15 protein-coding genes are annotated in these 13,827 nt (G+C 71.3%); 10 read left to right on the top strand and 5 right to left on the bottom strand.

Features of this window, described 5'->3' with window-relative positions; genetic code table 11:
* Positions 1-785, bottom strand: a 785-nt coding sequence (locus tag ETD85_RS51725) for a DUF1015 domain-containing protein (protein WP_420847338.1), incomplete at its 3' end; no start/stop codon positions are given.
* Between the two features lie 189 nt (positions 786-974).
* Here ETD85_RS51725 and ETD85_RS51720 point away from each other — a divergent pair.
* Complete coding sequence (locus ETD85_RS51720) at positions 975-1,415, top strand: tetratricopeptide repeat protein (protein ID WP_338087250.1); 441 nt, start codon at positions 975-977, stop codon at positions 1,413-1,415.
* A 439-nt stretch (positions 1,416-1,854) separates the two neighbouring features.
* On the opposite strand, the gene ETD85_RS51715 is transcribed toward ETD85_RS51720, so the two are convergent.
* Positions 1,855-2,295, bottom strand: coding sequence for a TipAS antibiotic-recognition domain-containing protein (locus ETD85_RS51715; protein WP_240779984.1), 441 nt, complete (start codon positions 2,293-2,295; stop codon positions 1,855-1,857).
* A 79-nt stretch (positions 2,296-2,374) separates the two neighbouring features.
* Here ETD85_RS51715 and ETD85_RS51710 point away from each other — a divergent pair, with 79 nt between their 5' ends.
* Entirely contained in the window at positions 2,375-3,346 is a 972-nt protein-coding gene (locus ETD85_RS51710) for an HAD-IIA family hydrolase (RefSeq protein ID WP_138697217.1), read from the top strand.
* A 63-nt stretch (positions 3,347-3,409) separates the two neighbouring features.
* Here the strand turns inward: ETD85_RS51710 and ETD85_RS51705 are convergent, their stop codons facing one another.
* Genes ETD85_RS51705 through ETD85_RS51695 form a run of 3 tightly spaced genes read right to left on the bottom strand, consistent with a single transcriptional unit; the run spans position 3,410 to position 5,350 of the window.
* On the bottom strand, positions 3,410-4,183 hold the full coding sequence (locus ETD85_RS51705; protein ID WP_138697216.1) for an ABC transporter permease: 774 nt from the start codon (positions 4,181-4,183) through the stop codon (positions 3,410-3,412).
* Positions 4,183-4,944, bottom strand: coding sequence for an ABC transporter ATP-binding protein (locus tag ETD85_RS51700; RefSeq protein ID WP_138697215.1), 762 nt, complete (start codon positions 4,942-4,944; stop codon positions 4,183-4,185). The genes ETD85_RS51705 and ETD85_RS51700 overlap by 1 nt, the downstream gene beginning before the upstream one ends.
* A gap of 58 nt (positions 4,945-5,002) precedes the next feature.
* Positions 5,003-5,350 (bottom strand): SCP2 sterol-binding domain-containing protein, encoded by a 348-nt coding sequence (locus tag ETD85_RS51695; protein ID WP_170247319.1) that lies wholly within the window; start codon positions 5,348-5,350, stop codon positions 5,003-5,005.
* Between the two features lie 126 nt (positions 5,351-5,476).
* On the opposite strand from ETD85_RS51695, the gene ETD85_RS51690 reads away from it, so the two are divergent.
* The 8 genes from ETD85_RS51690 to murJ all read left to right on the top strand — a co-directional run.
* Positions 5,477-5,698 carry a hypothetical protein gene (locus tag ETD85_RS51690; protein ID WP_138697213.1) on the top strand — a complete coding sequence of 74 codons (222 nt, stop codon included), beginning with the start codon at positions 5,477-5,479 and terminating at the stop codon, positions 5,696-5,698.
* Complete coding sequence (locus ETD85_RS51685) at positions 5,695-6,507, top strand: TlyA family RNA methyltransferase (protein ID WP_138697212.1); 813 nt, start codon at positions 5,695-5,697, stop codon at positions 6,505-6,507. The genes ETD85_RS51690 and ETD85_RS51685 overlap by 4 nt, the downstream gene beginning before the upstream one ends.
* A complete protein-coding gene (locus ETD85_RS51680) occupies positions 6,504-7,403 on the top strand; it encodes an NAD kinase (protein ID WP_138697211.1) in 900 nt (299 codons plus the stop codon). Before ETD85_RS51685 ends, ETD85_RS51680 begins: the two co-directional genes overlap by 4 nt.
* A 144-nt stretch (positions 7,404-7,547) precedes the next feature.
* Positions 7,548-9,257, top strand: a complete 1,710-nt coding sequence (recN, locus tag ETD85_RS51675; protein WP_138697210.1) for a DNA repair protein RecN — start codon at positions 7,548-7,550, stop codon at positions 9,255-9,257.
* Between the two features lie 73 nt (positions 9,258-9,330).
* On the top strand, positions 9,331-10,527 hold the full coding sequence (steA, locus tag ETD85_RS51670; protein WP_138697209.1) for a putative cytokinetic ring protein SteA: 1,197 nt from the start codon (positions 9,331-9,333) through the stop codon (positions 10,525-10,527).
* A complete protein-coding gene (locus tag ETD85_RS51665) occupies positions 10,524-11,501 on the top strand; it encodes a copper transporter (RefSeq protein ID WP_138697208.1) in 978 nt (325 codons plus the stop codon). The genes steA and ETD85_RS51665 overlap by 4 nt, the downstream gene beginning before the upstream one ends.
* Position 11,502: 1 nt before the next feature.
* Complete coding sequence (locus tag ETD85_RS51660; protein WP_138697207.1) at positions 11,503-12,366, top strand: hypothetical protein; 864 nt, start codon at positions 11,503-11,505, stop codon at positions 12,364-12,366.
* 78 nt (positions 12,367-12,444) lie between these two features.
* Positions 12,445-13,827, top strand: a 1,383-nt coding sequence (gene murJ / locus ETD85_RS51655; RefSeq protein ID WP_138697206.1) for a murein biosynthesis integral membrane protein MurJ, incomplete at its 3' end; no start/stop codon positions are given.

Raw genomic sequence — 13,827 nt, 5'->3', positions numbered from 1 at the left:
GGGGGAGGTGAGGGGGCTGATGAGGGTGCCGGTGGCTGGCCCAGGCCGGCTCGGTTGGCTGCGCGCTCCTGACGTTGGAGCACGCGGTACGTCGCGTACCGATGGTGACCGTCGGCGATCAACGCCTGCCTGTCGTGGAGATCGGCGTTGATCGCGGCGATCTCCGCCGGGTCCGTGATCGCCCAGAGGCGGTGCGTGAGCCCGTCTTCCGTGCGCGCCGAGACGAGCGGGGGCCGTTGTGCCGCCACCTCGTTCACCAGACCGGTGGTGGTGCCGTTGCCGCCGTCGTAGAGGAGGAAGATGGGCTCGAGGTTGGCCTGGGTGGTGCCCATCAGGGCGAGACGGTCGGCGATGGGGCCGGGGAGGACGTCCTCGTGGGGCAGGATGATGCGCCGCCCCGGATCGACCAGGCCCACGTCACCGATCAGGCCGCGTTGCAGAACGCCGGCTCCGCTCTGCTCGTACACATAGAGGGCCGGCACGTCGTCCGGGACCAGCACGCCCGCTTCCAGCCATTCCCTGAGCGTGTCCCTGGCTTCGGCGTACCGGGTGTCGAGTGGTATCTCGGCAGGCCGGTGAGATGCCACTGGCCGGGGGTGCTGAGTGGTCCCGGAAGCGGGCTGCGGAGTGGCGTCCTCGGTCGGCGGAGTGACGTCACCGGTCGGCGCGCCGGGTTGCCTGTGGGTGGAGCAGGGAAGGATGAGGCGGACGACGTTGTTGGGGTGGGAGTCCAGGAGGGCGTCCACTTTGGCGTCGGAGATCAGGTCGTACGGTGGGGAGGTCACCTTGGCGGGATCTTCGACAGCGAAACGTACGCCTCGGAAGGGCCGTAGCACCAGTCCGCTGGGCACCGGCAGTTCAGGAATCCCCATACCGGGCATGCTCCCATAAATGCTTGCGCCTTCCGGAAGTCGCCCCAGGATTGCAGTCGTGCCCGTCCCCGCAGCAGGGCGGGGCAGGGCCGTCGTTCAGCGATGAAGGAGTCCTCTCGCATGGCTCACGATGGAAACGTTCACGATGAGATGTCTGGTGCCCCCGGGGGCGGTGTTTACGACTGGTATCAGCGTGGAGTCAAGTTGCTGAAGGAGGGCAGCCCCGCGGCTGCCGCCGCCTTGCTCGAACGGGCCGCGGCGGCCGAGCCCGAATCGCGGAGCATTCTGGAGGCGTTGGCGCGGGCTCAGTTCAACTCCCGGCAGTACGTGGAGGCCGCCGCCAGTTTTCGCCAGATCGTAGATGCCAATCCGGCTGAGGATTACGCCTATTTCGGGCTGGGGTTGTCGTTGTGGCGGACCGGGGACGTCGAAGGGGCTCAGGAACCGCTGGCCATCGCCGTGGCCATGCGGCCGGATGAGCGGCACTATGTGTCGGCCCTGAAGAGTGTGCGCGCCACCTTGCGCGCCCGCCGGGAGATGTAGGCGGTTCAATCGCCATCCTCGCCTCAGGGCTGTTGGACTTGGCCTGCGTGCTCTCGGTGGCGGTCGAGGTCAAGGCGGCGGTTGCGGTCAAGGCGGCGGTCTCGGTCTAGCGGTGGCCCGGGTCACGTCTGCCGTCCCAGTCGCATCGGCGTCCTCGGTCACATCCGCCGCCACGGTCACAGCGGCATCGGTCATGTCTGTGGCCCCGGTCACATCGGCCGCCCTGGGCTCGCCCTCCTGGCCTCGGCGGACTCTTCTCGCCGGTCCTCCTGGCCACGGCAAGGTGTCCCAGCCGATGGTCGCTATCTGGTGTTCGCGTCGGGCGTACCCCTCCGTCCTCAGGGCCAGCCGGTGCCCTCGGGCCTTCGAAGAGCTTGTGTCGGGACATAGAGGAGGTCCAGGGCACCGGCGGGCGGGAGGACGTGGCCGCCCGAGGAAGTCAGGCGTCGTGGCGGGCGGCGTTGGCGGTGATCGCGGCCCGGAAGTACGCCGCCAGCCCCGGAGCCGTCGCGTCGATGCTCGCCGTGAACCGGGCATCGTTCACGTACATGTCCCCGAGACCCCGGTGGATCTCATACGTGCAGTCGTAGCACCAGCGGGTGATATGGGCCCGGTGCTCCTCCGCCAGGTCCATGGCCACCTCGCCGTCCTCGGGCGCGCCCGAACGCATCGCCTCGGCCATGCGGGAGGAGATCTCGGCCGCTTCCGCGGTGAACCGCCGCCAGTCGTCCTTGGTGAATGCCGACATGCGGCGCATCGAGTCCGTCCAGGGCTGCGTGCCGCCCCATCGTCGTTCGGCCTCCGCCGCGTGGGCATCCGGGTCGAAGCCGCCGAACAGCTCCGCGCGCTCCTCGGCCGTGAGGTTGAGTTTCGCGGACATGGTCATCCTTCCTGTCAGCTGGGTACAAGGGGGACGCTAAAGTCTCACGCGGCGTGAGAGTCAACCGGGAAGAGGCGCTGTGCTGATCGACGGCTATGACACCCTGCTGCTCGACCTGGACGGCGTGGTCTACCTGGGCAGCCATGCGGTGCCGGGTGCTCCTGCGGCGCTGGAGAAGGCGCAGCGGCACGGCGTGCGGCTGGCGTACGTGACGAACAACGCCTCCCGCACTCCCGCGGCCATCGCCGCCCACCTGCGCGAGCTCGGAGCGCCGGCGACGGCCGCCGACGTCGTGACGTCGGCTCAGGCCGCCGCCCGGCTGATCGCCGAGCGGGTTCCGCCCGGCGCGAACGTGCTCGTGGTCGGCGGGTCCGGACTGCGGCTGGCCGTACGGGATCAAGGGCTTCGGCCCGTTTCGACCGCTGCCGAGTCACCTGTCGCCGTGGTGCAGGGGATCGCGCCCGGCCTGTCGTACGGACTGCTGTCGGAAGGGGCGCTGGCGGTGCGGCAGGGGGCGTTGTTCGTGGCGTCCAACGGCGACAGCACCATGCCGACCCAGCGCGGCGAGCTGCCGGGAAACGGCGCGATGGTACGGGTGATCGCCACCGCCACCGGGGTCGAGCCGGTTTACGCCGGCAAGCCGGACCCGCCGCTGCATCGGGAGTCGATGATCCGTACGCGGGCGCGCCGGCCGCTGGTCGTCGGCGACCGGCTGGACACCGACATCGAGGGCGCGGCCAATGCGGGGGTGGAGAGCCTGCTGGTGCTGACGGGTGTCGCCACGCCGGTCGACGTGCTGACGGCCGAGCCCCGGCATCGGCCCACGTACGTGGCCGAGGATCTGGGCGCGCTGCTCCAGCCCTATCCCGAGGTGCGCGACGGTGCGTGCGGAGGCTGGCGAGCCGGGTGGCAGGACGGGGCGCTGCGGCTCGACGGCGACGGCGAGCGCATCGACGGGCTTCGGGCCGCCTGCGACGCGGCCTGGGCGGCGGCCGGTGAAGGGCAGATCGACGAGGACGCGGTCAAGCCCGTACTCGACCGCCTCAAATGACGTCGCCCGGCCATCGTCCGGTGAGGCTCGGGTGAAGGTGGTTCGATCGGCCGGGTCTGAGGCTCATGCGACGCGTTCGCTCGTCTGGCGGGCGAACTGCCAGGCGCCCACGGCCAGGAGCAGCGCCGACGCCACCACCAGCGCCCCGAGCGCCGGCGGCACCCCGCCGCTCCACCCCTGCAGCACCAGCAGCCGGATCGCCTCGATGGCGTACGTGAGCGGGTTGACCCGCGCCACCGCCTCCATCCACCCGGGCATGGCCGACAGCGGCACGAACGCGTTGCTCATGAACAGCAACGGCAGCGAGGCGAACCCCGTGACCGCGAAGAACGTCCCGTGCGAGGGCACCGCGCAGGCCAGCGCCATCGCCGCGGCCGTCAGCGCCAGCGTCAGCAGCCCCGTCGCCACCAGGATCGCCAGCACCCCGAGCGCACCCGAGGCGGGACGTACGCCGAGGACGAGCGCCACCAGGAGGATCACCAGCACCTGCGCGGAGTTCATCCCCACCTGGAACACGAACCGCGACACGATCAGCGAGCTGCGCCTGATCGGCATGCTGAGCAGCTTGTCGAGATAGCCCGTCTCCTTGTCGAACAGCAGCGGCATCGCCGCCGTGATCCCGTTGCCCACCACGGTGAAGGCGATGACACCGGGCACCGCGAACGCGATGTAGTCACCCGTGCCGACCACCCTGGGGTCGACCGCGCCACCCATCGCCCCGGCGAAGAACACCAGCCACACAGCCGGCTGCATGACGCTGAACAGCAGATTGAGACGCTCCCTGAGCACCATGAGCAGCCAGCGCCGGGTGAGCGCGAGCACTTCCTGCGACCACATCAGCCGTCCTCTCCCAGCGCGTGCCCGGTATGCCGGAGGAACACCTCGTCGAGCGACGGCGCCCCCAGCGCGGACTTCAGCTCGCCGGGCGTCCCGCTGATCACCTGCCGCCCGCGGTCGATGATGGTCAGCCGGTCGCAGAGGCGGTCCGCCTCGTCCATGTAGTTGGTCGCCAGGAGCACGGTCATCCCCTGGGCGCACAGCGAGCGGATGTGGTCCCAGATGAGGTGCCGGGAGCGTACGTCCAGGCCGAGCGTCGGCTCGTCGAGTATCAGCAGCTCTGGACTGTGCAGCAGGCCGCAGGCCAGGTCGAGGCGCTTCTGCATGCCGCCGGAGTATTCCTGTACGAGCCGGTCGGCGTCCTCCGACAGCCCCACCAGCTCCAGCAGCTCGCCGACCCTGGCCTTCACCCGCCGCCTCGGCACGTGGTAGAGGGCCGCCTCGATCTCGGCCTTCTCCCTGCCGGTCAGCAGGTAGTAGCCCATGGGAGAGACCTGCTGCATCACGTACCCGATGCGGCGGCGCACCTCCCCGGCCGCCCGCACCACGTCGAACCCGCACACGCGCGCCGTGCCCCCGCTGGGCGGGAGGAGCGTCGACAGCATCCTGATCGTGGTCGTCTTGCCCGCGCCGTTCGGGCCGAGCAGGCCGAAGATCTCTCCGGGCGCTATCGCCAGAGCGAGGCCGTCGACGGCGAGCTGATCGCCGAACGAGCGGCTCAGGCGCTCGGCGTCGATGATGAGACCCATTTGTTCGCCCATCGCCTAATAGTTAACTGTCTCATTAAATAACTAGGCGATGGAACGGGTCAACGGCCGGTCAGATCAGCCTTCTCAGCCGCAGCAGGTCGCCGAAGCTGGCGTCGATCTTCACCCGTCCCCCGAGCAGCGCGCGGGCCAGGTCCAGCTCGCCGTCCACCAGCGCGATCAGGTCGTCGCTCGCGATCGTGAGCTTGACGTCGGCCGCCTTCCCGTCCGCCGGCGGCTCCTCCGTGAACGGATCGAGCCCCCCGTGGTGCAGCCGGCCGTAGAAGATCACGTCGAGGTCGGGCACGCGGCAGCTGAGCGTGCGCTCCACCACGTGCTTGGCACGGTCCTCCTCGCCGATCTCGTCGAACTGGGCGACGAGCTTGACCAGTGCCGCCCGGCACTCCTCGACGCTTGCCATGATGCGCATCCTTTCTTCCCTTTGCGGACCGTAGCGTTCCACATGACTAGCACCCCCGTATGACCTTCAACGCGTGACACGCCTGCCAAGGTCCCGGCTGCTCGCGGGAGGCGTTACGGTCGAGTCATGAGTGAGCTTCCGGAGGGGACCGGCGACGAACGGGTCGACGCCATCGTCGCCGGTCTCGGCCGTCTGGGCGAGCTGCCGGTGAGCGAGCACGTGGCGGTCTTCGGCGAGGCGTTCTCGGGGCTGGAGGCGACGCTCGCTGCCGCCGGCGACGACGACCACACCGACGGGGACGGCGGCCCCGGGCCGGGTGCGGGCGAGCAGGCGGAAGGACACCGGTGAGCCGCAGGATCCGTCTCGACAGCGAGCTGGTACGCCGCGGCCTGGCCAGATCGCGGGAGCAGGCCGCCCAGCTCATCGAGGCCGGCCGGGTCACTGTCGGCGGGCAGCAGGCGAGCAAGGCCGCCACCCAGGTCGACACCGCCTCCGCGATCGTCGTGGCCGCCTCGGCCGACGGGCCCGACTACGTTTCGCGAGGAGCGCACAAACTGCTCGGCGCGCTCGAAGCGTTCAAGAGCCTGACCGTGGAGGGCCGCCGCTGCCTCGACGCGGGCGCGTCCACGGGCGGGTTCACCGACGTGCTGCTGCGCCACGGCGCCGCGCACGTGCTGGCCGTCGATGTCGGCTACGGCCAGCTCGCCTGGTCGCTGCGCACCGACGAGCGCGTGACGGTGATGGAACGCGTCAACGTGCGCGACCTGACCCCCGACATGGTCGGCGAGGCGCCCACGCTGGTGGTGGGCGACCTGTCGTTCATCTCGCTGCGGCTGGTGCTGCCCGCGCTGGCCGCGGTCGCCGCCCCGCGCGCCGACTTCGTGATGCTGGTCAAGCCGCAGTTCGAGGTGGGAAAGGAGCTCGTGGGGGCAGGGGGCGTCGTACGCGACCCCGAGCTGCGGGCGCGTTCCGTGCGCGACGCCGCGGCCAAGGCCATGGAGCTGGGGCTGACCGTGCGTGGAGTGACCGCCAGCCCGCTGCCCGGACCGTCGGGAAATGTGGAATATCTGCTCTGGCTGGGCAAAGGAGAGGGCGAGCCGCCGGTCGCCGGCCTTGACGCCGAGATCCAGCGCGCCGTCGCGGAGGGGCCGCAATGAACCGGACTGTGCTGATCGCCGTCCACACCGGGCGTGACGCCGCCATCGAGAGCGCCCGCCTGGTCATCAACCGGCTGGTCGACGCCGGCATCACCGTCAGGGTCCTCGAGACCGAGTGCGAGGAGATCGGCTGCGGCGGGGCCGAGGCGGTGCCCGGCGACCCCGGAGCGGCCAAGGACGCCGAGGTCATGATCGTGCTCGGCGGCGACGGGTCGCTGCTGCGCGCGGCCGAGCTGGCCAAGCCGGCCGGCACGCCGCTCCTGGGGGTCAACCTCGGGCACGTCGGGTTCCTGGCCGAGGCCGAGGTCGCCGATCTGGCCGCGGCGGTCGACAGCGTCGTCGCGGGCCGCTACGACGTCGAAGAGCGCATGACGATCGATGTTCTCGCCCGGCAGAACGGCCGGGTGCTGGCCGACACGTGGGCGCTCAACGAGGCGACCGTCGAAAAGCAGGAACGCATGCTCGAAGTGGTCGCCGAGATCGACGGCCGGCCGCTGTCGCGCTGGGGCTGCGACGGCGTGATCTGCGCGACGCCGACGGGCTCGACCGCCTACGCCTTCTCGGCCGGCGGGCCCGTGGTCTGGCCCGAGGTGGAGGCGCTGCTCATGGTGCCGATCAGCGCGCACGCGCTGTTCGCCAGGCCGCTGGTGGTCTCGCCGCGCTCCACGCTGGCCGTCGAGATCCTGCCCGACACCCCGGGCGGCGTCCTGTGGTGCGACGGCCGCCGCCGGTTCGAGCTGCCGTCGGGCACGCGGGTCGAGGTGCGCAGGAGCGCCGAGCCCGTACGCCTGGCGCGGTTGCACGGCGTGGAGAGCACGGGCGCGCCGTTCACCGACAGGCTGGTCGCCAAGTTCGAGCTCCCTGTACAAGGGTGGCGCGGAAGGGTGCGGCCCTGAGTGAATGACGGGGAGAGCGCGTAGGATCACGTGGGCACGGTGGGCCGCGTCCAGCGGCCCGTCGCCGGTAGCGGCGTCTGCGGCTACCGGCGTCCGGAGACGATCCGTGTGGCCATCGGACACGGCAGCGAACGGGAGTGGGCAGTGCGACCAAGGGTCGAGGAGGTCCGCATCCAGGGGCTCGGCGTCATCGACGAGGCGGTCCTTGAGCTCTCGCCGGGCTTCAACGTGGTCACCGGCGAGACCGGAGCCGGCAAGACCATGGTCGTGACCGGGCTCGGGCTGCTGTTCGGCGGCAGGGCCGACCCCTCGCGCATCCGGCCGGGGGCCGACCGGGCGACCGTCGAGGGCACGCTGGTCATCGAGGCCGGCGGGCGCGTGGCCCAGCAGGTCGAGGACATCGGCGGCGAGGTCGAGGACGGCGAGCTGATCATCTCGCGCACGGTGTCCGCCGAGGGCCGGTCCAGGGCCTGGCTCGGCGGCCGCACCGTGCCCGTCGGCACCCTGACCTACCTGGCCGACGACCTGGTGGCGGTGCACGGGCAGATGGACCAGCAGCGCCTGCTCCAGGCCGCCAGGCAGCGCGCGGCGCTCGACCGCTACGCGGGAAACAAGCTGGTCAAGCCGCTGCGGGCCTACTCGCAGGCGTACAAACGGCACAAGCAGGTGGGCGCGCTGCTCGAAGAGCTGACCACCAGGGCCAGGGAGCGGGCGCAGGAGGCCGACCGGCTGCGCTTCGGCCTGGAGGAGATCGAGAAGGTCGACCCCAAGCCGGGCGAGGACGCCGAGCTGCGCGGCGAGGAGGAGCGGCTCTCGCACGCCGACGCGCTGCGCAACGCCGCGACGACGGCGCACACGGCGCTGCTCGGCGACCCGATGGAGGCCGCGGGCAGCCCCCACGACGTGATCTCGCTGCTCGGCGAGGCGCGGTCGGCCGTGGAGACGGTGCGCGACTTCGACTCCCAGCTCGCCGGGGTCGCCGACCGGCTGGCCGAGGCCGGCTACCTCATCTCCGACGTGGCCACCGACCTGGCGGCGTACGCGGAGTCGATCGAGGCCGATCCGGGCCGCCTGGCGGCCGTGCAGGAACGCCGGTCGGTGCTGTCCGGGCTCATCCGCAAATACGCCGAGGACAGCGCCGGGGTGCTGGCCTGGGCGCAGCAGGCCGCCGACCGGCTGACCGAGCTCGAAGGCGACGACGAGCGCATCGAGGAGCTGACCCGCGAGCACCAGGAGCTGACCGACCGGCTCACCGAGCTGGCCGCCGAGCTCACCGGCGTGCGCCAGGCCGCCGCCGAGCGGTTCGGCCAGGCCGTGACCGACGAGCTGACGGCGCTGGCCATGCCCCATGCCCGGGTCGTGGTCCAGCTCACCAGGAGCGAGGAGTTCGGCCCCGAGGGCGTCGACGAGGTGGAGCTGCGGATGGCCGCACATCCCGCCGCGCCGCCGCTGCCGCTCAACAAGGGCGCCTCCGGCGGCGAGCTGAGCCGGGTGATGCTGGCGATAGAGGTGGTGTTCGCGGGCGCGGATCCGGTGCCGACCTTCGTGTTCGACGAGGTCGACGCGGGTGTCGGGGGCAAGGCCGCGGTCGAGATCGGGCGCCGGCTGGCCAGACTCGCCCGCACCGCGCAGGTGATTGTGGTCACACATCTGCCGCAGGTGGCGGCCTTCGCCGACCAGCATCTGGTGGTCGAGAAGGCGAGTGACGGCAGCGTGGTGCGCAGCGGCGTCGTCACGCTCAACCACGAGGGGCGCGTACGCGAGCTTTCCCGGATGCTGGCCGGGCTGGAGGACTCCGAGCTGGGGCGCGCGCACGCCGAAGAGCTGCTGGGACTGGCAGCGGCAGACAGGTGATCCTGGGTGACATAGCGGACACGCCGCGTAATGCGTGGCCTCTGCGCTGTTTCGCTCTGGCAGGATGGTCTTGATGAAGGTTCCGGGAAGCAGAATGCCGGGCCTCCGTGGCAGGAAGGTCGGAGACCTTCCCGGTGTAACGGCAGTGGCGAGGATCGACCGGCGTACCAAGAGGCTGACAAAGCGGCTCCAGCCCGGGGAAATCGCGATTATCGACCACGTTGACGTTGACCGAGTCAGCGCGGAGGCGCTGGTCGCATGCGGGGCGGCGGCCGTGGTCAACGTCGCCTCCGGCATCAGCGGCCGCTATCCCAACCTCGGGCCGCAGATCCTGCTGGACGCCGGTGTGCCGTTCGTCGACAACGCCAACCAGGAGCTGTTCGAGCGGGTCAAGGACGGCGACGTCGTACGCCTCTGCGACGGCGTGGTCTACCTCGACGAGGACGTGGTCGGCAAGGGCGACCGGCAGACCGCCGAGGCCGTCGAGTCCGCCATGGCCGAGGCGCGCGCCGGTCTCGCCGTGCAGATCGAGGCTTTCGCCGTCAACACGATGGAGTACGTTCGTGGTGAGGGCAAGCTTCTCATCGACGGAGTCGGCGTGCCTGAGATCCGCACCCCCATGGAGGACAGGCATGTCCTCATCGTGGTGCGTGGATATCACTACAAAGAGGACATCGCGACGCTCCGCCCGTACATCCGCGAATACCGGCCCGTCCTCGTCGGCGTCGACGGCGGGGCCGACGCGCTGCTGGAGGCCGGTTACCTGCCCGACGTGATCGTCGGCGACTTCGACTCGGTCTCCACCAAGGCGCTGACCTGCGGCGCCGAGCTCGTCGTCCACGCCTACCGCGACGGCAGGGCCCCGGGGCTGGAGCGCGTGCACCAGCTCGGCCGCGAAGCGGTGATCTTCCCGGCCACCGGCACCAGCGAGGACATCGCGATGCTGCTGGCCGACGACAAGGGCGCCGAGCTGATCGTCGCGGTCGGCACCCACGGCACGCTGGAGGAGTTCCTCGACAAGGGGCGCTCCGGCATGGCCAGCACCTTCCTCACCCGCCTGATCATCGGCAGCAAGCTCATCGACGCCAAGGGCGTGAGCAGGCTCTACCGCAGCCGCATCTCCACCCCGCAGCTGCTGCTGCTCGTGATCACCGCGCTGATCACGATGAGCGTCGCGCTGTTCTTCTCGCCGATCGGCCGCACCTGGCTGAACGGCCTCCAAGACGTCTGGAACGCGTTCATCTTCTGGCTGGTCGGACTCTTCTCGTGATCGATTTCCGTTATCACCTCGTCTCCATCGTCGCCATCTTCCTGGCGCTCGCGGTGGGCATCGTCCTGGGCACCACGCTGCTCCAGGACCCAGCGATCGACCTGGCCAGGAGGACCAGCGACGAGCTGACCAACACCAACAACGGCCTGCGCTCCGACCTCGACGCCCTGCGCGGCAGGGAGGCCGGCAACGACGCGTTCATCACCTCCACCACGCCCGAGATGGTCGCCGGCGCGCTGACCGGCCAGCGGGTGCTCCTGGTCGAGACGCCCGGCTCCAGCACCACCGTCCGCGAGGCGGTGCAGCAGGTGCTCACGCAGTCCGGCGCGGAGATCTCCGGGCGGGTCACGCTGACGGAGAAGTTCCTCGACCCCAAGGGTACGGGCGTGATCGACGGCCTGGTCAGCCAGCTCAAGCCGGCCAACATGGCGTTCCCGACCACCGCCACCGCCTGGGACAGGACGGCCGCGCTGCTCGCCTCGGCCCTCGTCACCAACGACCAGACCCAGGCGGGCACCCCGAACCCGGCCACCGCCGACGTCGTCGGCGCCTTCGAGACGGGCGGGCTGCTCAGCACGGACGACGAGCCGGACAAGCGGGCCACGCTCGCCGTGATGTTCGCGCCGGAGAAGCCGTACGAAGGGGAGAACGCCGAGGTCCAGGCGGGTGCGCTCGTCTCGATGGCCAACGGCCTGGACGCCGCGGGCAGCGGCGCGCTGATCGCCGGCGCGTCCGTGACCGCCGCGGTCCCCGGCGACCCGATCAGCGCCGTACGTGACGACAGCGACATCGCCAAGCGCGTGTCCACCGTCGATACCGCTGATATGCCCATGGGCCGCGCCGTGATCGTCTACTCTCTGCGTGAACAACTGGGCGGGCGCGCCGGCCAGTACGGCATCGGCAAGGGCGCCGCTTCCCACATGCCCGCCGTGCCGTCCGCCACCCCGTCACCCACCACCCAGTCAGGGAGCTGACATGCCTGCCAGCCGCGCCCGTGGCCTGCTGTACGCCCTTGCCGGCGCCGCGATCGGGGCCGCGGCCGCCCGCGCCGCCTACGCCGCGTTCACCCGCAACCGGACGGACGACCTGAGCGGCCGCTGGACACGTAAGAACCACCGGGGCGAGCCCATCACGCTGCTCGAAGGGCCCGCGTTCGTGGCGGGAGCCAGTGCGGCGGCGGCGCTCACGCCCGGACTGCCCGGCCGCCTGCGCCTGGCCACCCTCGTCGCGGGCGTCGGCAGCGGCACGCTGGGCGCCTACGACGACCTCTACGGCACCACCTCGTCCAAGGGGTTCAAAGGCCATCTGACCGCGCTCGCCCGCGGCGAGGTCACCAGCGGCGCGGTCAAGATCCTCGGCATCGGCGCCACCGGGCTCGGCGCCGCCGCGCTCGTCTCCCAGGGGCCGGTCGAGACCCTGGTCAACGGCGTCACCATCGCCGGCGCCGCGAACCTCGCCAACCTCTTCGACCTGCGGCCCGGCCGGGCCGTCAAGGTGGGCCTGCTGGCCGGCGCGCCACTGCTGGCCGCCTCGGTCTTCCGCGGCTCGCCCGCCGCCGCGGCGCTGGCCGCCGTCCCGCTCGGGGCCGCCGCGGCGCTGCTGCCCGAGGACCTGGGCGAGCGCGCCATGCTCGGCGACGCCGGTGCCAACTCCCTGGGCGCCCTGCTCGGCCTGGCCGCCGTCACCCAGCTGGGACGGCCGGGTCGCTACGCCGTGCTGGGCACCGTGGTGGCGCTCACCGCGGCCGCGGAGAAGATCAGCTTCACCAAGGTCATCGCGGGCAACCGCGTGCTCAATCGCCTCGACATGCTCGGCCGCCGCCCGGTCGATCCCGTGTGATCAGTCGCGCGCGATTGTCGGTGTGGCCTGCCAGGATGTCTGCGTAAGCGAGATCGGGTGCGGAGGCGGGGAGGCCGGGTGGGAGCCGTGACGGCGCGGGGAGTCGCGGGCGGCGCCCTGCTCATCGGGGCGATCACCGTGCTGGCGCGCATCGCCGGCTTCGCCAAGCAGTACGCCTTCGCCCACACCGTCGGCACCAACTGCCTGTCCACGGCCTACATGACGGCCAACCTGATCCCGAACATCGTGTTCGAGGTCGTGGTCGGCGGGGCCCTGGCCGGGATGGTCGTGCCCGTGCTCGCCGGGGCGGCCGCGAGCTCCTCGGGCGAGGATGCCGGGCACGCGCGGGTGAGCTGGATCAGCTCGGCGTTGCTGACCTGGGTCGCCGTCGTCCTGGTGCCGCTGGGGGCACTCACCGCGCTGCTCGCCGGGCCGATCATCGGGCTGTTCTTCGGGCCGGTCGTCGACGGGTGCTACGACGTGGCCGCGGTGACGACGGTCGCCACGCGGATGCTGGTCGTGTTCGCCCCCCAGATCCCTCTGTACGGCGTCGCCGTGGTCCTCTACGGCGTGCTGCAGTCGCACAAGCGCTTCGCCGGGCCTGCGGTCGCGCCTCTGGTGTCCAGCATCGTGGTCATCGTGGCCTACCTGCTGTTCGTGCCGCTCAGCGGCGGGATCAGCGATCCCGCCGTGGAGCTGGGCCCTGCCGAGCTGGCGCTCTCCGTGGGGACGAGCCTGGGCGTGCTGTCCCTGGTCCTAGCCGTGCTCGGGCCCACGGCCAGGCTGGGGCTGCGGTGGCGGCCGACATTACGGTTCCCCGAGGGCGTGGCGGCCCAGGTGCGCAGGCTCGCACTGGCCGGGATCACCGCGCTCCTCGCCCAGCAGGCCGCCATGATCGTCGTGCTGCTGCTGTCCAACAAGGCGATCGGCAACGGCGCCATCACGGTCTACAACTACGCGTGGGCGATCTACCTGGTGCCGTACGCGGTGCTGGCCGTGCCCATCGCCACCAGCGTGTTCCCCTGGCTGTCCGCTCGGGCGCAGGACGACCCGGAGGCGTTCTCGGCGCTGGCGGCGCGTACGACGCGGGCCGTGGTGCTGGTGTCCGGGCTGGCGGCCGGAGTCCTGGCGGCCGCCTCCGGGCCCGGCGCGGTGGTCTTCCTGGGGGCCAAGAGCGATGTGCCGGCGCCCGAGCTGGCGGGGGCGATCGCGCTCTTCGCGCCCGGGCTGGTGGGCTACGGGCTCATCGCGCTGCTGAGCCGGGTGCTCTACGCGGCCGGTCGTGGCCGGGCGGTCGCCGCCGGGACCGTGGCGGGCTGGGGAGTGGTGATGGTCGCGCAGACCGTCTTCGTGTTCGTGCTGCCCGATGGGTGGCAGATCGGGGGGATGGCGCTCGGCATGAGCGTCGGCATGAGCGTGGGTGGCGCGCTGCTGCTGGCGTCCGTGGTGCGGGCCCGGGGG

Source organism: Nonomuraea zeae (assembly GCF_005889725.1).
Taxonomy (GTDB): domain Bacteria; phylum Actinomycetota; class Actinomycetes; order Streptosporangiales; family Streptosporangiaceae; genus Nonomuraea; species Nonomuraea zeae.
This window is presented reverse-complemented; position numbering and strand designations above follow the sequence as displayed.